At 63.7% G+C, this 18584-nt stretch carries 13 protein-coding genes; 4 read left to right on the plus strand and 9 right to left on the minus strand.

The window, feature by feature from the left end:
* Position 1: 1 nt before the first annotated feature.
* The 6 genes from WS68_RS23300 to WS68_RS23325 form a co-directional block, all read right to left on the minus strand.
* Positions 2-943, minus strand: a complete 942-nt coding sequence (locus tag WS68_RS23300) for an ABC transporter permease (RefSeq protein WP_059573000.1) — start codon at positions 941-943, stop codon at positions 2-4.
* 45 nt (positions 944-988) lie between these two features.
* Positions 989-2059: an ABC transporter permease gene (locus WS68_RS23305; RefSeq protein WP_059573152.1), complete on the minus strand. Its 1071-nt coding sequence runs from the start codon at positions 2057-2059 to the stop codon at positions 989-991.
* Positions 2060-2079: 20 nt separating this feature from the next.
* The gene (locus tag WS68_RS23310; RefSeq protein ID WP_059573001.1) at positions 2080-3678 is read right to left on the minus strand and encodes an ABC transporter substrate-binding protein; all 1599 of its coding nucleotides are present in this window, start codon (positions 3676-3678) and stop codon (positions 2080-2082) included.
* A gap of 40 nt (positions 3679-3718) precedes the next feature.
* Entirely contained in the window at positions 3719-4300 is a 582-nt protein-coding gene (ddpX, locus tag WS68_RS23315; RefSeq protein ID WP_059573002.1) for a D-alanyl-D-alanine dipeptidase, read from the minus strand.
* Complete coding sequence (sapR, locus tag WS68_RS23320; RefSeq protein WP_059573003.1) at positions 4297-5214, minus strand: sap1 transcriptional regulator SapR; 918 nt, start codon at positions 5212-5214, stop codon at positions 4297-4299. Before sapR ends, ddpX begins: the two co-directional genes overlap by 4 nt.
* Positions 5215-5434: 220 nt before the next feature.
* Complete coding sequence (locus WS68_RS23325) at positions 5435-7030, minus strand: ABC transporter substrate-binding protein (RefSeq protein ID WP_059573004.1); 1596 nt, start codon at positions 7028-7030, stop codon at positions 5435-5437.
* Between the two features lie 304 nt (positions 7031-7334).
* Here WS68_RS23325 and WS68_RS23330 point away from each other — a divergent pair, with 304 nt between their 5' ends.
* Both WS68_RS23330 and WS68_RS23335 read left to right on the plus strand, forming a co-directional pair.
* Entirely contained in the window at positions 7335-8591 is a 1257-nt protein-coding gene (locus WS68_RS23330) for an oxalate decarboxylase family bicupin (protein WP_059573154.1), read from the plus strand.
* A gap of 195 nt (positions 8592-8786) precedes the next feature.
* Positions 8787-10100, plus strand: a complete 1314-nt coding sequence (locus WS68_RS23335) for an Nramp family divalent metal transporter (protein WP_059573005.1) — start codon at positions 8787-8789, stop codon at positions 10098-10100.
* A gap of 371 nt (positions 10101-10471) precedes the next feature.
* Here WS68_RS23335 and WS68_RS28030 read toward each other — a convergent pair whose 3' ends face one another.
* Both WS68_RS28030 and WS68_RS23340 read right to left on the minus strand, forming a co-directional pair.
* A complete protein-coding gene (locus WS68_RS28030; protein WP_156429633.1) occupies positions 10472-10771 on the minus strand; it encodes a hypothetical protein in 300 nt (99 codons plus the stop codon).
* A gap of 87 nt (positions 10772-10858) precedes the next feature.
* A complete protein-coding gene (locus WS68_RS23340) occupies positions 10859-13189 on the minus strand; it encodes an FdhF/YdeP family oxidoreductase (RefSeq protein ID WP_059573006.1) in 2331 nt (776 codons plus the stop codon).
* A 160-nt stretch (positions 13190-13349) separates the two neighbouring features.
* Between WS68_RS23340 and WS68_RS23345 the strand changes: the two genes are divergently transcribed.
* Both WS68_RS23345 and WS68_RS23350 read left to right on the plus strand, forming a co-directional pair.
* Positions 13350-14768 carry an aminotransferase-like domain-containing protein gene (locus WS68_RS23345; RefSeq protein WP_059573155.1) on the plus strand — a complete coding sequence of 473 codons (1419 nt, stop codon included), beginning with the start codon at positions 13350-13352 and terminating at the stop codon, positions 14766-14768.
* A 24-nt stretch (positions 14769-14792) separates the two neighbouring features.
* The gene (locus WS68_RS23350) at positions 14793-15122 is read left to right on the plus strand and encodes a hypothetical protein (RefSeq protein WP_059573007.1); all 330 of its coding nucleotides are present in this window, start codon (positions 14793-14795) and stop codon (positions 15120-15122) included.
* Positions 15123-15192: 70 nt separating this feature from the next.
* On the opposite strand, the gene mgtA is transcribed toward WS68_RS23350, so the two are convergent.
* Positions 15193-17955, minus strand: a complete 2763-nt coding sequence (gene mgtA, locus WS68_RS23355) for a magnesium-translocating P-type ATPase (protein WP_059573157.1) — start codon at positions 17953-17955, stop codon at positions 15193-15195.
* Between the last annotated feature and the right edge of the window lie 629 nt (positions 17956-18584).

Consider the following 18584-nt stretch of genomic DNA (forward strand, 5'->3'; position numbering starts at 1 on the left):
GTCAGGCTCCGTGACGTGGATCGAAGACGTCGCGCAGGCCGTCGCCAAGCAGGTTGAACGCGATGCTGACGATGAGGATCGCGATGCCGGGCAGTGTCGCGACCCACCAGGCGTCGAGCAGCACGTTGCGCCCGGAGGCGACCATGAAGCCCCATTCGGGGCTCGGCGGCTGCGCGCCCAGCCCGAGAAAACCGAGCCCGGCGACAGTCAGCACGATACCCGCCATGTCGAGCGTCGCGCGCACGATCACGGACGACACGCACAGCGGCGTGACATAGCGCAATAGGATGCGCAGCGGCGATGCGCCTTGCAGCCGTGCGGCATCGATGAAATCCGCGTGCGCGATGCGCAGTGTTTCGGCGCGCGCGAGCCGGGCATAGGCCGGCCACGCGGTGATGGAGATCGCGACGACCGCGTTGACGACGCCTGGCCCGAGCGCAGCGGCGAATGCCAGCGCGAGAACGATTTTCGGGAATGCCAGCGCGATATCGGTGACGCGCATCAGCACGCTGTCGACAAAGCCGCCGCAGAAGCCCGCCGTGGTGCCGATCGCGAGCCCGATGGGCACGACGATCGCGACGACGAGGATCGCGATGCCGAGCGTCAGACGCGAGCCGGCGATCATCCGCGACAGAATGTCTCGGCCGAGCTGATCAGTGCCGAACCAGTGCGACGGCGAGCCGGGCGGCAGCAGCCGGTCGGCCAGCACCTGCCGCAGCGGATCGTGGGGCAGGACGAATGGCGCGACGATCGCGACGGCCACGAGCGCGGCCAGGATCGCAAGCCCGATCAGGTTCAGCGGATTGCCGGCGAAGCGCCGCCAGCGCCGGTATGCGAGGCCGAGCGCCGCTTGGCGGCGCGACGCGGGGGCATCGGTGAGCAGCCATTCGCGCAGCGTGGGGGCGGCCGACGATGGCGAGCAGCGGTGGGAGGGCGAAGGCATGTCGAAATCGTTCAGTCGTTCGATGAGGATGAGGGATGTGGCAAATCAACGGGCGCGCGGGTCGAACACGCGATAGAGCGCGTCGGTCAGCAGATTGATCGTGATGAACAGCGCGCCGATCACGAGCGTACAGCCGAGTACCGCGTTCATATCGGCATTGAGCAGCGCCCCGGTCAGATACGAGCCGATGCCGGGCCATGCGAACACGATCTCGGTCAGTACCGAGCCTTCGAGCAGATTGCTGTACGTGAGCGCGATCACCGTCAGGAGCGGCACCGCAATGTTGCCGAATGCATGCCGCCAGATCACGGCGCGTTCGGTGAGCCCTTTCGCGCGCGCCGTGACGATGTATTCCTGGCTCAACTGGTCGAGCATGAACGAGCGCGTCATCCGGCTCAGGTAGGCGACCGAGTAATAGCCGAGGATCGCCGCGGGCAGCACGATATGCGACAGCGCGTTGCGCAGCACGTCCCATTCGCCCGCGAGCGCCGCGTCGATCAGCAGGCTGCCGGTGCGCGGCTCAACCATGCCGTCGTAGACGGGATCGAGCCGCCCCGGCCCCGCGACCCAGCGCAATTTCGCATAAAACAGCAGGAGTCCCATCAATCCGAGCCAGAACACCGGCACCGAATTGCCGATCAGGCCGACGAAGCGCGCGATGTGATCGATTGGCCGGTTGTGTCGCGCGGCCGCCGCGACGCCGAGCGGCACGCCGAGCGCGACGCCGATCAGCGTGGCGAGCGTCGCGAGTTCGAGCGTTGCGGGAAACACGCGCTTAATATCGTCGAGCACCGGGTTCGACGTCAGCAGTGACATGCCGAGATTGCCGTGCAGCACGTCGCGTGCATAGATCATGAACTGCGTCGCGAGCGGCTTGTCGAGCCCGAGTGCGATCCGCTCGGCCGCGTGGGCCTCGGCCGATGCACGGTCGCCCAGCACGGCGAGGACGGGGTCGATTGGCACCTTGCGGCCGATCACGAACGTCAGCGCGAGCAGCCCCGCGAACGTTACGGCAAGCGTGAGCGCCGCGCGCGCCGCACGCAGTGCGCGGCGCACGCAGGGACGGCGCGCGGGCAGCGTGCGTAGCGTTTCGAAAGCGGAGGCGGGTGTCGACATATCGGGATTCGCAGGTTGCGTCATTGTTTCTTCAGATGCCGATACGATACGAGATCGTTGATCGGGCCTACTTCGAGGCCGCTCACGCCGGGCCGCGTCGCCACCTGCGCGACCTTCTCGAACAGGATCACGAACGGCGATTTCGCGAGCACTTCTTTCTGCATCGCCTGGTAACGCTGCGCGCGCTTTGCCGCCGACGGCTCGGCGAGCGCCTGCTGGGTTTGCGCGGTGAGCGGCGCGATGTCCCACGCGTTGCGCCATGCGAGCATCTTGTAGCTAGACTGATCGCTGTTGTCAGGGTTCCATGCGAAGCCTTGCGCGTTGCTATGCGGATCGATGTAATCGGCAGACCATTCCCCGATGTAGATGTCGTGCTGTCGAGCACGGTATTTCGCGAGCGTCTGCTTGTTATCGCCCGCAATGAGCTTGACGTTGATGCCGGCCAGCGCGAAATTCGCCTGCACGGCCTGCGCAATTTCGGTGTACGGATAATCGTTGCGCACGTCCATCGTTATCGTGAAGCCGTTCGGCACGCCGGCTTTCGCCAGCAGCGCCTTTGCTTTCGCGACGTCCTGCCGGTACGGGTTCGCGTCGAGCGCGCCGAGAAAGCCGTCCGGCATGAAGGTTTGATGTACCTTGTAGGTCGTTTTCACGACGTGGTTCTGGATGCCGTTATAGTCGACGAGCCATTTCAGCGCTTCCTGCACTTGCGGTTTCGCAAGCACCGGATTCTTCGTGTTCAGGCCGAGATAGAGCAGTGTCGCTTGCGGCGCCGCCGTGGCCTTCGCAGTGCCGTTTTTGACGACAGCGGTGAGATCGTCGGGACTGAGGTCGCGTGCCGCGTCGACATCGCCGCTTTCGAGCAGCAGACGCTGGCTGGACGCTTCCGGCACGTGCCGCAGCACGATGCGCTTGATCGCGAGCGGCAGTCGGTAGCGGTCGTTACGTTGCAGCACGATGCTGTCGCCCGCCGTCCACTTGACGAGCTGGTACGCGCCTGAGCCCGCCTCGTGTGTTTTCAGCCAGCCGTTGCCGAAGTCGTTGCGTTGCTGGTGCGACAGCAGCAGTTTTTTGTCGACGACCGATGCGGGCCACGAGCCGAGCACGTTCAGCACAAAGGTCGGCGCATATTTCCTGTCGGCGGTGACCGACATCGTCAGATCGTCGATTTTCCTCACGTTCGCGAGCACATTCGCCTTCGTGAGTCCCAGGCCCGCGAGCACGGCAGCCGGCCCCTTGTCGAGCAGCACGGTGCGTTGGATCGACCAGGCAACATCGTCGGCGGTGAGCGGATTGCCCGAATGAAACTGGATGTCTGGCCGCAGCTTGAACGTGAAGGTGAGTCCGTCCGGGCTCACGCTCCACGATTGCGCGACGTCGCCGTCGAACTTCGACGGGTCGGCCAGATTGACGCGCACGAGCCGGTCATATGTGTTCGCCACGTACTCCTCGGGCACGAGTTCGTAAATCTCGCCGGGATCGAGCGAAATGAATTCGTCGAGCAGCGTGGCCATCACGAACATGTCCTTCGGCGTTGCCGCGCGTGTGCACGGCGCGGCCGCGAACAAGGTGCAGGAGGCGACGAGCGCCACGGCGAGTTTGGGCAGCGGGAATTTCATACGTGCTCCATGAGGCAGAGGGGGCGGCGTGCGGCCGGGTTCACATCAATCGCCACGGCCCGCTCGTCTGATTGTCGATCAGCGGCCATGCGCGCGAGTCGGGCAATTCGTAATGCCACCATTCGCTCGCGATGTGCGTGAAACCGGCGGCATGCATCACGCCGAGCAACAGCAGCCGGTTGCGTTGCACGGATTCGGGCAGGCCGTCGTGGAAATGATTCGATGTGTTGCTCATTTCGTCGAAGCCCGTGCCCATATCGAGCGCGGTGCCGTTCGCGTCGGCGAGCGTCAGGTCGAGTGCGGTGCCGCGGCTATGGTTCGAGCCGCGTTCGAGGTCCGCGACATAATCCGGATCGGGCAGGAAGTTCCATAGCACCTGCTGCGCTTGCGGCGGCCGGTAAGCGTCGTAAATGCGCAGCCTCAAGCCGAGTTGCGCGGCAATTGCGACCGCGCGGCGCAGTGCAGCCTCGGCGGGCTCGAGCAGCAGGCAATGCGCACGTTGATAGATCGGCCGGCCGGTCAGGTTGCGTGCGCTCGCGTAGACGAGGTCGATGTCGACGCCGTGTGTGTGCGGCTTGATTTCGACGAGCCGATGGGCGCAGGTGTCAACGGACGGTTTCATGGTTCGAATTGATCGAATTCGCGCTGCAGTTCGCGATTGCGTTCGATGCGCGCGTCGAGCGCGCTGCCAAGCCGATCGACCACCGCGCTGATCAACAGATTGAACAGGCACGTGAGCGGCGCGAGCGAATCCCAGAACAGACCGACGTCGGTCTTCACCTGCAGCAGATCGCAGTGCAGTTCGCGCGCCCATGAGCAGTAGACGTCGGTCACGAGCGCGAAGCGCAGCCCGTGCGCGGCGGCTGCTTCGCAATAGCGTCGCGCGATTCGCGAATACGCGCGGATGTCGGTGACGATGCAATAAGGATCGGTGAAGCCGGAGTTCAGCGAATCGACATACGAACCGGACATGCCATCCGAATAGAAGACGCGCGGCCGCAGATATTCGAGATAACTGTGCAAGGCATTGCTGATTCCACGCGTTGACTGAATGCCGAGGATGAAGACCGCATCCGCGTGCGCGATGCGATCGGCGATTTGCGCGAACGCTGGCGTGCGCGCGAGTTCGTACACGTGGCCAATTGCGTCGAGTTCGCGCGCGAGCGCGTCGTCGAGGTGGGCGGCAGGCAAAGCGGCCGGCGAAGCATCACGCGCCGCAAACGGCGGGGGCGCGCCGCGGCCGTGCACGAGCACGCCCGTCACGCGCCGGTATTCGTCGAGGCGATCGGTGATCATCCACGGCCGCTCGGACACGCCACGCAGTTCGCGCTTCAGATCATCGAGGTTGCGATAGCCGACGCTGCGCAGAAAGCGCCCCACCGAAATGCCGCTTGTCCCGGTCTGCCGCGCGATCTGGTCGGCGCTTTCGAGGCCGAGCCGCTCCAGATTTGCCAGCATGTAACTCGCAATGCGCTTGGCGGTGGGCGTCAGCTCGGCAAAGCGGGTTTCGACGGTCTGAACGAAAGCGGACGGCATCGGGCGTATGAATGGCGGTTTGTTGGATCGTTGTCGTTTGGTTGTGCGTTGTCATCGATCTAACAAAGACAAAAACCTGCGTGCCAGTTTATAAAATAAATAGAGATAAAATATCGAATAGTTGGAAATTATTCGTTGCCGCACGAAATGGCGCCGATGCGCCCTCGCATTGGCCGGCCGGCGGCCTGCTCCGGCCGCCAGCCGCCGGCTGCGGCCGTGCTCACTTCTTCAGCGTCCGGTACGACACGAGATCGTTGATCGGCCCGATTTCCGGCCCGGTCACGCCCGGGCGCGTTGCGACTTGCACGACCTTCTCGAACATGATCACGAACGGCGAGTTCGCGAGCAGAGCCTTCTGTAACGCCTCGTAGCGCTGCGCGCGCTTTGTGGCTGACGGCTCGGCAAGCGCCGCATCGGTCTGCGCGGTGAGTTGCTCGATGTCCCAGCTATTGCGCCACGCGAGCAGCTTGTACTTTGCGTTATCCGAATTGTCAGGATTCCATGCGAAGCCGCGCGCGTTGCTGTTCGGGTCCATGTAGTCGGGTGACCACTCGCCGATGAAGATATCGTGCGCGCGCGCGCGATATTTGCCGATCGCTTGCTTTGCGTCGCCGGGGATCAGCTTCACGACGATTCCGGCTTTCGCGAAATTCGCCTGCAGCGCCTGCGCGATCTCGATGTACGGATAATCGTTGGACATGTCCATTGTCACGGCGAAGCCGTTCGGCAGCCCGGCTTTCGCGAGCAGCGCTTTCGCCTTCGCGACGTCCTGCCGGTACGGATTCGCGTTTAGCGAACCGAGAAAGCCCTCCGGCAGGAAAGTCTGGTGGACTTTGTACGTCGTGCCGACGATATTGCGCTGAATGCCGTCGTAATCGACGAGCCACTTCATTGCTTCCTGCACGCCGGGTTTCGCGAGATTGGGATTCTTCGTGTTCAGGCTCAGATAGAGCAGCGCCGATACCGGCCACGACGCTACTTGGATCTTGCCGGCCTTCGTCAGTGCCGCGAGGCTGTCCGGGCTCAGATTGCGCGCCGCGTCGACGTCGCCGTTCTCGAGCAACAGCCGTTGCGCGGAGGCCTCCGGCACATGGCGCAGCACGATGCGCTTCATTGGATACGGCGTGCGGTAGCCTTCGAAGCGCTGCAATACGAGGCTTTCGTTCGGCGTCCACTTGACGAGCTGGTACGGGCCGGAACCCGCATCGGCATTCTTCAGCCAGCCATTGCCGAGGTCGCCGTTCTTTTCGTGCGACAGCAGCAGCTTCTTGTCGACGATCGATGCCGGATCGGCGCTCAGCACATTGAGCACGAAGCTCGGCGCATACCGGTGCGCGGTTTCGATCGAGACGGTTTGATCGTCGATGCGCTGGATCTTTTGCGCGACGTTGTCCTTGGTGAGGCCGAGATCGGCGAGCACGCTGGCTGGCCCCTTGTCGAGCAGCACGGTGCGGCGCAGCGACCACACCACATCGTCGGCCGTCACCGGATTGCCCGAATGGAACTTGAGACCGGGCCGCAGCTTGAACGTATAGGTCGTGCCGTTGGCGCCGACGCTCCACGATTGCGCGATCCGGCCTTCGAATTTCGACGGATCGCGCAGATCGACGCGAACCAGCCGTTCGTAGGTGTTCGCGACATATTCGGACGGCACCAACTCGTAGATCTCGGCCGGATCGAGCGTTGTGAATTCGCCGAGCTGCGTGGCGATCACGAAGATACCGGGCGGGGTGGCGGCGTGAGCGCAGAACACGGGCGAGAGCGAAAGCGCGCCGAGCGCGGCGCCGATCGCGAGCTTGGACAGCAAATGCTTCATCGATGCTCCGTCAGAAAAAGAACGAACCCGATTTTCGCATTACGGGCCGGAATCCAGAAATCGGGGGCGCCACGCCGCGTCGCTGCGCGGCAGTCGCGCGGTCGCGACCAAGCCACGCTCGCGCCGCCCTAGGATTACAAACTTAAAGGGAATCAGATTAATTCATTAAACCATCTTAACAAATCATTTAATTTTTCCGGTTATTTGTATTTAACTTGCCTTGCGGAACGTTTGATTTGAAGAAAATCGAATGATTAATCCGTTCGGGCTTTATTTCGAAAATAGAATTGATGAAGAGGTTTCGATGACAAATCTATCCCGGCGCAAAATGCTTGCGCACACGGCCGGCGCAGTCGCCGCCGCCGGCATTGCCGTGTCCGCCAAGGCCGCTTCGTTCGGCAATCCCGACAGACCGGCCGAGGGCGCGCTCAACGCACGCAATCCGCAGAGCCTGACCGATCCCGGTCCGAAAAACCGGGCGTTGATGGAGCAATTCCCGTCGTTTCAAGATCCGCCGGCAACCGATATAAACGGAATGCCGTTATTCTGGGCGTCTTTCAATAATGCGCATAAACGGATTCAAAACGGCGGCTGGGCACGCGAAGTCACACAGGACGATTTTGCGATTTCCGAAACCATTTCCGGCGTCAATATGCGCTTGACGCGCGGCGGCATTCGCGAAATGCATTGGCACCAGCAGGCGGAATGGGCGTTCATGCTCGACGGCCGCTGTCGGATCACGGTGCTCGACGAGCAGGGGCGGCCATCGGTGCAGGACGTCAAGACGGGAGATCTCTGGTATTTCCCGCCCGGCCTGCCGCATTCGCTGCAAGGGCTTGGCGTCGATGGCGCGGAGTTTTTGCTCGCATTCGACAATGGTCGGGCGTCCGAATTCAACACGCTGCTCGTTACCGACTGGATCGCGCACACGCCGCCGGACGTGCTCGCGCTGAACTTCGGCGTGCCCGCCGATGCGTTTAAGCAGATCCCGCTCGACAACCTTTGGATCTTCCAAGGCGGCGATCCGGGGCCGCTTGCCGATGCGCAGCGGGCGTCGGCGTCGTCGCGGGGCGCGCCGGAGCGGCCGTTCGTCTTCTCGATGGGCGACATGAAGCCGAATGTGAAGACGCGCGGCGGCGAAGTGCGGATCGTCGACAGCACGAACTTCAACGTGTCGAAGACGGTGGCGGCCGCGCTCGTTACCGTGCGGCCGGGCGGCATGCGCGAACTGCACTGGCACCCGAACGCGGACGAGTGGCAGTACTACATACAGGGCGAAGCGCGGATGACAGTGTTCGATACCGGCCCGAAGGCGCAAACGGCCGATTTTCGCGCGGGCGACGTCGGTTACGTGAAGAAAAGCTTGGGCCATTACGTGCAGAACACCGGCCAAACCGATCTCGTGTTTCTCGAGATCTTCAAGGCCGATCACTACGCGGAGGTATCACTGTCCGACTGGCTTGCGCATACGCCGCCGAAGCTCGTCGAGGCGCATCTGAATCTTGCCCCGGACGTGATCGCACGCATCCCGCGCAACCGGCCGGACGTGGTGCCGATCTGAGCAGGACGATGGGCAGGCGTGGCGGCGCGCGGCGCCGGGCCGCTGGCCGCGGCGTCGACGCGGCCGCGGTTTGCCCGCAAGCCGGCCTGCAATCACGTCCGTAATCAGGCCCGCAAGCCAGCTCTCCGCCGGCCGGCCGGCAGATCGGCCGCCGTGCTGGCCATTGCGAATCCAACATTCGACCGGATTTTGACTATGCTATCCACTCCCGCATCGCCGGCATCCGCCGGCGATTTCCCGATGCCCGGCGCGGCGACGTCACGCACGATCAGCGCGGCGCGCGATGCGCTCGACGGGCGGCGCAAAGGTCTGTCGGCCGTGTTGCCGTTCGTCGGGCCTGCCGTGATCGCGTCGATCGGCTACATGGACCCTGGCAATTTTGCGACCAATATCCAGGCGGGTGCCGCCTACGGTTACACGCTGCTGTGGGTCGTGCTGCTCGCGAATGTGATCGCGATGGTGTTTCAGGCGATGTCGGCGAAGCTCGGCATCGTGACGGGCCGCAACCTGGCTGAGCTGTGCCGCGAACGCTTTCCGCAGCCGGTGGTCTGGGGAATGTGGGCAGCGTCTGAAATTGCCGCGATGGCGACCGATCTCGCCGAATTTCTCGGCGGCGCGCTCGCATTTGGCCTGCTGCTTCATTTGCCGCTCCTGGCCGGCATGGCCGCGACGGCGGTGCTGACCGGCGCGATCCTGACGCTCGAGAAGCGCGGGTTCCGGCCGCTCGAGGCGGCGATCGCGGCGCTCGTGGGCGTGATTGGCGTGAGCTATCTCGGCGAGCTGCTGATCGCGCCGCAGAACTGGCATGCCGCTGCCTATCATCTCGTCGTGCCGCAACTGCGGGACGGCGCTGCGCTGACGATCGCGGTCGGCATCATCGGCGCGACGATCATGCCGCACACGCTGTATCTGCACTCCGGCCTCACGCAACGGCGCACGACGCCGCGCGATGAGCGCGAGCGCCGCCTGTTGCTGAGCTTTTCGAACCGCGAGGTAGCCGTCGCGCTTGGCATTGCCGGCTTCGTCAATATCGCGATGGTGATGATGGCATCGTCGGCATTTCACGCGACGATGCCCGGCATGACCGATATCGGCGACGCGTATCACACGCTGATTCCGCTACTCGGGCCGGCCGCCGGCGCGCTTTTTCTCGTCGCGCTGTTTGCGTCGGGCGTGTCCAGCTCGGTGGTTGGCACGCTCGCGGGGCAGGTCGTGATGCAGGGCTTCCTGCGCCGCCAGGTGCCGATCTGGGTGCGCCGTGTCGTGACGATTCTGCCCGCGTTCGTGATGGTTGCGCTCGGTTGCGACGTCACGCATGCAATGGTGCTGAGCCAGGTCGTGCTGAGTTTCGTGCTGCCGCTGCCGATGGTCGCGTTGCTGCTGCTGTCGAGCCGGCGCGACGTGCTCGGTGCGTATGCGCTGCGTGTGCCGATGATCGTGGCGGCTGGCGTGGCGAGCGCGGTAATCGTCGGCTTGAACGGGTATCTGGTCTGGGCGGCGCTCGGTTGACGCGGCGGCGAGTGGATGCATCGCGAATCCGGCATCGATTGTGCAGGGCTTGTGAGCGCGGCGGGCCGGTAATTCGCTGCATGGCGGGTGCTCGCCGGCTCCAGTGTTCCAGCCTGATTGATTCCGCGTTCGATTTTTCGCCTGCCGTATTCGCCAGTATTGGTCGCGGCGGGGAAAAAAAGAAAACCGATGTTTCGTGATTCGAACGATTCGCGGCCGCCAAGCTCGTTGCGCGTGAAATCCTGTCAAGAAAGCGAGGCGTCGAATGTCATTGCGTCCATTAGAATCACAAAACCAATGCGAGCGATCGTGAAACGGTGCGCCCATTATTCCGCCATGATTAGCCGTTCTAGATCGCGTTGAGCCGATGCTCACGTCTTTGACCAAATTTCGTGATTGATCGATGCGCGCGGCAGTCGGCGCATGGTCGATGCCAGGCAGGGGCATCCTGTTACTGACCAGGGGGTAGATCGATGGAAACGTTGAATGATGCAGAAATCGCTCAAGTCTCGGGTGGCGTCGTGGATGATATCGTCGGTGGCCCGGTTGGACGGACTGTCGGCGATAGCGGGGGTGGCGGAACCGATTGGGGGGTGTTCGAGATAATGCGCTTTCCCTATTACTTTTTTGGCCGATACGAATAAATCAGCGTCATTCTCTTCGGTCAACACCGAAAACCGCCGGCATGTTCGGCGGTTTTCATATTCTGCCGAACTGCTGCGCAAGCGCAGCCCGGGCGACGGCGTTTGCAATTTGCGTCACGCCGCTTGCGGCGCGGCCGTGCGAGCCGACCGATGCATCAGCACCGGAATCGACTTCGACGTAGGTGTATTGCAGACGTCGCCGACGCTGTCGAGCGGCACGAGCGGGTTGGTTTCCGGATAGTATGCGCCGAGACAGCCGCGCGGAATGTCATACGCAACAAGCAGGAAACCTTCGGCGCGCCGTTCGATACCGTCGTCCCACACCGTTTCGAGATCAACGCGCTCGCCCGCCTCGAAACCGAGCATCGCGAGATCCTCCGGATTCGCGAATACCACGCGCCGCTGCCCGAACACGCCGCGATAGCGGTCGTCGAGCGCGTAGATCGTGGTGTTGTACTGATCGTGCGAGCGCGTCGTCATCAATGTCATCAGGCGCTTGCCGTGGCGCGCGCGGGCACGTTGGATCGGCGTGTCGGCGGGCAGCGGATGGACGATGAAATTCGCTCGGCCGGTGGGCGTCAGCCATTCGCGCTCGCGCGATTCGACCCGCAAATGGAAGCCGCCCGGCCGTGCGATCCGCGCGTTGTAATCGTCGAAGCCGGGAATGGCGGCCTCGATCGCATCGCGGATCTTCGCGTAATCGTTCATATAGCCGAGCCAGTCGATCGCGCCTTCGCTGCCGAACAGCGCGTCGCCGAGCCGTGCGACGATCGCGGTCTCCGACAGCAGGTTCGGCGACGCCGGTTTGTTCATCCCATACGATACGTGCACCATGCACATCGAATCCTCGACCGTCACGCCCTGGGCGACGCCGTTCTGCATGTCGATCTCGGCGCGCCCGAGCGTCGGCAGGATCAGCGCGTCGCGGCCGTGGACGAGATGGCTGCGGTTGAGCTTGGTCGTGATATGGACAGTCAGGTCGCAGTTGCGCAAACCTTGCCAGGTGCGCGGCGTGTCCGGTGTCGCCATCGCGAAGTTGCCGCCAAGCCCGATGAACACGTTGATGCGGCTGTCGAGCATGGCCTCGATGGTTTCGACGACGTCGTAGCCGTGCTCGCGCGGCGGCTCGAAGCCGAACACACGGCCGAGCTGGTCGAGGAACGCGGCGCTCGGCTTTTCCTCGATGCCGACCGTGCGATTGCCCTGGACGTTCGAATGTCCGCGCACGGGGCACAGGCCGGCGCCGGGGCGGCCGATATTGCCGCGCATCATCATCAGGTTCGACAGCATCTGCACGGTGGCCACCGAATGTTTGTGCTGAGTGAGGCCCATGCCCCACGTCGCGATCACGCGCTTGCCGCGTGCGTAGACTTGCGCGAGCGCATCGATCTGCTCATATCGCACGCCGCTTTGCGCGCTTAGCGCGGCCCAGCTTTGCGCGCGCAGATCCGCTGCGAACGCGTCGAAACCGTGCGTATGCGCGGCGAGGAACTCGGCGTCGAGCACACGCTCGCCGCCGCGCTCGCGCGCGGCGTCGTCGAGTTCGAGCACGCGTTTGGCGACCCCCTTGATCAGCGCGAAATCGCCGCCGATCGACGGCTGCACGAACATCGACGCGATCGGCGTGCTCGACATCGTCAGCATTTCCGCCGGATGCTGCGGGCTCGCGAAGCGTTCGAGCCCCCGCTCCCGAAGCGGATTGATCGATACGATCGCCGCGCCGCGCCGCGCGCATTCGCGCAGTTCACCAAGCATTCGCGGATGGTTGGTCGCGGGATTTTGGCCGAAGATCAGCAATGTATCGGCCTGCTCGAAATCGTCGAGCGTGACGGTGCCCTTGCCGACGCCGACCGTCGCGGGCAGCCCGCGGCTCGTTGCCTCGTGGCACATGTTCGAGCAATCGGGGAAATTGTTCGTGCCGTAGCGCCGCACGAGAAGCTGATAGAGAAACGCAGCCTCGTTGCTTGCGCGGCCCGACGTGTAGAATGCCGCGCGATTCGGATCGTCCAGCGCGCGCAGATGCCGCGCGATCAGCGCGAACGCGTCGTCCCATGTAATCGGCGCGTAGCGGTCGGTCGCGGCGTCGTAGATCATCGGGTCGGTGAGCCGCCCGTGCTGCTCGAGCTCGTAATCGGATTGCTCGAGCAGCGACGTGACCGTGTGCTCGGCGAAGAACGCCGGCGTCACGCGTTTCGCGGTCGCTTCGGCCGCAACGGCCTTCACGCCGTTCTCGCAGAATTCAAAAGTCGACGCGTGCTCGCGGTCGGGCCACGCGCATCCGGGGCAGTCGAAGCCGTCCGGCTGGTTCTGGCGCAGCAGCGTGCGGTAATTGACGCCCGGCACTTTTTCCTTGATCAGATTGATCGCGACGTATTTGAGCGCGCCCCAACCGCCTGCCGGATGGGCATAGGGTTCGATGCGCGCGTCGGAGTCCTTGCTTTTCATGAAGAGCGGTTGAAATGGCGACGAGTGAAGCCTACGCGCGCGGCGGCGCCTGCGGCGGCACACCTCGTTCGAAAGAAAAAGAGTACAGTCTGCGTTTTTGGCGAAATTTGGCGGAAAACTGTACTCCATCTATGCGATGAATCGACCATCGAAAAGCAACATGAAGCGTTACGAACAGCTTGCGGACGAGATCGACGCGATGATCCGGCGCGGCGTCTACCGGCCCGGCGAGCGCATTGCGTCGGTGCGGCAGGCAAGCCGCCAGCACGGGCTCAGCATGACGACCGTGGTGCGCGCGTATCTGGTGCTCGAAAGCCGCGGCGCGATCGAGAGCCGCCCGCAATCCGGTTATTTCGTGCGCGCGCGCGCGGATACGGCGGCGCTCGAACTGCGCGCGTCAGCGCCCGATGCCGCGCCGTCGGCCGTCGACGTGAGCCGGCTCGTGTTGTCTACGCTGCGCTCGATCGCGCGCGACGACGCGGTGCCGCTCGGCTCGCCGTACCCGGATTCGACACCGTTCCCGTCGCAGCGCATCGCGCGGCATGCCCATGCGATCGCGCTGCGCCGCACCCGATGGGGCGTGATCGACGATCTGCCGCCCGGTAACCCGGCGCTCGTCAGGCAGATCGCGCGCCGTTACCTGGAGCATGGCATCGCATTCGATCCGCACGAGATCGTCGTGACGATCGGCGCGACCGAGGCGATCAACCTTTGCTTGCAGGCGGTCGCGAAGCCGGGCGATACGATCGCGGTCGAATCGCCCACGTTCTATGCGCTGCTGCATGCGATCGAGCGGCTCGGGATGCGAGCGATCGAAGTCGCGACGCATCCAGGCGAGGGGATCGACATCGATGCGCTCGCGCGGCTGCTCGAGCGCGAGCGCATCGCTGCCTGCATGGTGATGCCGAACTTCCAGAATCCATTAGGGTTCCTGATGCCTGATGCGCGCAAGCGCGCGCTCGTCGATCTGCTCACGCGTCACGACGTGCCGGTGATCGAGAGCGACGTCTATCATGAGTTGTACTACGGCAACGCGCGGCCGAGCACATTAAAGGCGTTCGATATGCATGGGCTCGTGCTGCACTGCGCGTCGTTTTCGAAAAGCTTGTCGCCTGCTTATCGGGTTGGCTGGGCGATGCCGGGGCGTTATCGCGATCAGGTCGAAAAACTGAAATTCCTCAATACACTCGCGACGCCCGCGATCGATCAGCTTGCGATCGCCGAGTATCTGCAGCACGGCGGCTATGATCGTCATCTGCGCCGCATCCGCAAGCTGTATGCGCAACAGGCGAGCCTGATGGCGGCGATGGTGCGGCGCTTCTTTCCCGATGGCACGAGGCTGTCGCAACCGAAGGGCGGTTACGTGCTGTGGGTCGAACTGCCGCGCGACGTCGACGCGATGGAGTTGTACCGGCTTGCGCTCGCGCAGCGAATCACGATCGGCCCGGGACATATGTTTTCGACGTCGGATGCGTATCGGCATTTCATCCGGCTGAATTACAGCTATCCTTGGTCGCCGCAGATCGAAGAGGCGATCAAGACGCTCGGCACGCTGGCGGCCTCCTGCGCGCGGCGATGACGGGCAGACGGAAAAAGACAGGCGATGGATGCGAATCGTGAACATGACGGCGGCTCTGGCGGGCACGCGCGTTTAAGCGAAAGTGATGGGCAGGCAGGCGGCGACACACTCGATCCGGCGATCGTCGCGGTGCTGTTGCGGCTGCGTGAGGCCGCTGTCGAGAGGCCCGGAGGAGCGTGGTCGCTTGCGAAGCTCAGCAAGCGTGCACGCCTGCCGATGAGCGTGTTGCGGCGCGCGCTGACCCAGCTCGATGCGGCGGGCCTGACGCAAACGCTGATGCGCGACGACGCAACGGGCCGCGCTGCGCTGACTGCGCTGGGGCGCGAGTTGAGCGACGCGCTGGCCGAGCAGTGAGCGGCGCAAGCAGCCGGACCGTGCGTGTGGCCCGCGTTGCGCGGGTCGCACGCATGGCAGACGGCTTACCTCAGAACCACTGCTTGTAACGCCGCACGTAGAGGGTCTTCACGGCCTGCGCGAGCACGATATAGCCGGCCATCGTCGCGACGAGCCACAGCCAGTAGCTGCCCGGCAGTTGCATGAAGCCGAGCGCGCCCGCGAACGGCGAAAACGGTAGCCAGCAGCCGATCGCGATCGCAATGGCCGTCGATAGCAGTACCGGCAGCGCGGCGGTGCTTTGCAGGAACGGAAATTTTTGTGTGCGCAGCAAATGCACGACGAGCGTTTGCGACACTAGGCTCTCGATGAACCAGCCCGAGTTCATCACGATCTGGCCGCCCGCGCCGCCTTGCACATGATATATCGCGCCCGCGCCGAACACGGTCCACATCAGCACGTAGGTCGTGATGTCGAATACGGACGAGCTCGGCCCGATCCATAGCATGAAGCGCTCGATGTTGTTCGCCTCCCACTTGCGCGGCTTCTTCAGGAATTCGGGGTCCATACGATCCCACGGCAGCAGCATTTGCGACGTGTCATAGATCAGGTTGAGCACGAGCAATTGCGCGGCGAGCATCGGCTCCCACGGCAAAAACGCGCTTGCGACCAGCACCGAAAGCACGTTGCCGAAATTCGAGCTGGCGGTCATGTTCAGATACTTGAGGATGTTGCCGAACGTCTCGCGCCCTTTGATCACGCCTTCCTCGAGCACCATCAGACTCTTTTCGAGCAGGATGATATCGGCGGTTTCCTTTGCGATGTCCGCGCCGCTGTCGACCGAGATGCCGACGTCGGCGTCGCGCAATGCCGGCGCATCGTTGATGCCATCGCCGAGAAAGCCGACAGTGTGACCGTTCGCCTGCAGTGCCTGGACGATGCGCGCCTTCTGGAGCGGCGTGAGCTTTGCGAACACCGTGGTCCGTTCGGCGGCCGCTTTGAGCGCGGCGTCGTCGAGCGCGTCGATTTCCGCGCCCACGAGCGGCCGGCCCGGCGCGAGGCCGACCTGGCGGCAGACGTTCAGCGTGACGCTCGGGTTGTCACCCGTCAGCACCTTGAGCGCCACACCGTTTTCGAGCAATGCGGCGAGCGCCGGCGCGGCCGAATCTTTCGGCGGATCGAGAAAGGTGAGCAAGCCGTGAATCACGAGATCGCGCTCGTCCGAGTTCCGGTACTGTTCGCGCTCGTCGCCGGGCGCGATCGCGCGGGTGGCGACGATCAGCACGCGAAAGCCGTCCTCGGCGTATGAGTTCGCGTGCGTGAGCAACCGTTTGCGCCGGACGGCGTCCAGCGGATGCACGTCGCTGCCGTCCTGCACATGCGTCGACACGGCGAGCATCTCCTCGACCGCGCCCTTGCAGATCAGCAGATGCGCGCCGCGCGTATCCTCGACGACGACCGACAGCCGCCGCCGCACGAAATCGAACGGCAACTCGTCGATCTTCCGGTAGCCCTGCGGTTTCGCGCGCTCGCCGATCTGGTTCGCGCGATTGACGATCGCGATGTCGATCAGGTTCTTCTGGCCGCTTTGATGAAAGCTGTTCAGCCAGGCCAGGCGCAGCACGTCCTCGTGCTTGCGGCCGCATACGTCGAGATGATGCTCGAGGATGATTTTGTCCTGCGTAAGCGTGCCGGTCTTGTCCGTGCAGAGCACGTCCATCGCACCGAAGTTCTGCACCGAGTTCAGCCGCTTGACGACCACCTTGCGCCGCGCCATCGCGACCGCGCCGCGCGCGAGATTCGCGCTGACGATCATCGGCAGCATCTCCGGCGTGAGGCCGACTGCCACCGCGAGCGCGAAGGTGAGTGCGCTCAGCCAATCGCCCTTGGTGAGACCGTTGATCACGAAGACGATCGGCACCATCACGAACATGAAGCGGATCAGCAGCCAGCTCACGCTCGATACGCCGCGATCGAAGCTCGTTTCGCCCCGCTTGTGGCTGACGACGTTTTTCGCCAGCGCGCCGAAATAAGTGTCGGCGCCGGTTGCGACGACTACCGCGCTTGCCGTGCCGCTCACGACGTTCGTGCCCATGAAGCACACGTTGGACAGCTCGAGCAGTGAGCCGGGTTGCGTGTCGCCGCCGGGCGCCCCATGCGCGGCGCATTTCTGCGCGACCGCGCCGAGCGTGTCGTACTTCTCGACGGGAAGTGCTTCGCCCGTGAGCGCCGCCTGACTGATGAACAGATCGCGCGATGCAATCAGGCGCACGTCGGCGGGGATCATGTCGCCGGCCGACAGATGCACGATGTCGCCGGCGACGACCTCTTGCATCGGCATGTCCTGCTTAATGGGTTCGGCAGCATCGTCGGAACGGCGCTGAACGGTCGCCGTCGTGCGAACCATCGCCTTGAGCTTTTCGGCGGCGTGCAGCGAGCGGAATTCCTGAACGAAACGCAGCAGTGCGCTGATCGTCACCATCGTCAGCAAGATCGTGATGCCCACGTAATCGCGATCGCCCGGCGCGGCGAAATAGATGTCTGTGAAAAAGCTGATCGCGGTGAGTGCGAGCAGCACGTAGACGAACGGATTGTGAAACGACTGAACAAGCTGACGGCTCCAATGAGGCGGCCCGTGGTGCGCGATTTCGTTCGGGCCGTCCAGCAGCAGCCGATTTGCGGCGTCGGCGGCGGTGAGGCCATCTGCGCTTGTGCGCAGATTCTTCAAGGTATCGTTGAGCGATTGCGCGGCTGCTTGCGCGATACGCATCGAAAGGCGGCCGTTGCCGTCGTTGCGCGCGCCGTAATTCAGGAAGCCGCGCTGTTTGCGTTTCGATGGGAAGGTTTGTTTCATTGGACGCTCCGTTTGCCGCGCGCGGCAAGCGGAGAGCGTCTGCGTCATAGGCGAACGAGCGCGTCCCGCCGCTTCGCGCCGCGCGCGTTCGGCTGAATGGCAAAGAGGTAGGGAAGGCCCGCCGGCGCAGATGGCGCGACGCGTGCGTCGTGCGCTGTCGCACCGGCGAGCGGTAATCGGCTACTGTCGTCTGCTTCCATCCGGACTCCTATCGAAGGTTGGTTTGGCGCAATCGCGCATCCGCGGTCGGCGCGGCGCGGTACACGCACGCGGTGCAATTGAGCGTGCGAAGCCGTGCGCATGCAATGGTGCGCATGGCGACGGCCATACGCGTGCGGGCGAACGCGTGCCCGCGCGTGAGGGCGCGGGTATGGTTCGTTCAAGAAATCGTCGCGGGAAGGTCGGGCCGCAGTGGCCTGAAAGACGCCGCATCCTGCTGGCCGGGATGCGGCAGAAGCGGGGGGGCTCTGCGCGAATGCCTCAGTCAGCAGTTGAGCCGGTGTGGAACCGACTACAACTCGCATCGGGGTTCACGGAACGCTCCAGATATTAAGACGGGGCGATGGTAATGGGTCGGTGTGCGAAGCGTCAAGTTTTTTACGGCCGGTTGACGTGTGGGCCGCGGTTCG

This window comes from Burkholderia sp. TSV86 (assembly GCF_001522865.1).
Classification (GTDB): Bacteria; Pseudomonadota; Gammaproteobacteria; order Burkholderiales; family Burkholderiaceae; genus Burkholderia.

Bases quoted from the DNA above. Each gene is read 5' to 3' on its own strand.
- WS68_RS23300 (WP_059573000.1), bottom strand. From the start codon at position 943: ATGCCTTCGCCCTCCCACCGCTGCTCGCCATCGTCGGCCGCCCCCACG.
- WS68_RS23305 (WP_059573152.1), bottom strand. From the start codon at position 2,059: ATGTCGACACCCGCCTCCGCTTTCGAAACGCTACGCACGCTGCCCGCG.
- WS68_RS23310 (WP_059573001.1), bottom strand. From the start codon at position 3,678: ATGAAATTCCCGCTGCCCAAACTCGCCGTGGCGCTCGTCGCCTCCTGC.
- ddpX (WP_059573002.1), bottom strand. From the start codon at position 4,300: ATGAAACCGTCCGTTGACACCTGCGCCCATCGGCTCGTCGAAATCAAG.
- sapR (WP_059573003.1), bottom strand. From the start codon at position 5,214: ATGCCGTCCGCTTTCGTTCAGACCGTCGAAACCCGCTTTGCCGAGCTG.
- WS68_RS23325 (WP_059573004.1), bottom strand. From the start codon at position 7,030: ATGAAGCATTTGCTGTCCAAGCTCGCGATCGGCGCCGCGCTCGGCGCG.
- WS68_RS23330 (WP_059573154.1), top strand. From the start codon at position 7,335: ATGACAAATCTATCCCGGCGCAAAATGCTTGCGCACACGGCCGGCGCA.
- WS68_RS23335 (WP_059573005.1), top strand. From the start codon at position 8,787: ATGCTATCCACTCCCGCATCGCCGGCATCCGCCGGCGATTTCCCGATG.
- WS68_RS23340 (WP_059573006.1), bottom strand. From the start codon at position 13,189: ATGAAAAGCAAGGACTCCGACGCGCGCATCGAACCCTATGCCCATCCG.
- WS68_RS23345 (WP_059573155.1), top strand. From the start codon at position 13,350: ATGAAGCGTTACGAACAGCTTGCGGACGAGATCGACGCGATGATCCGG.
- WS68_RS23350 (WP_059573007.1), top strand. From the start codon at position 14,793: ATGGATGCGAATCGTGAACATGACGGCGGCTCTGGCGGGCACGCGCGT.
- mgtA (WP_059573157.1), bottom strand. From the start codon at position 17,955: ATGAAACAAACCTTCCCATCGAAACGCAAACAGCGCGGCTTCCTGAAT.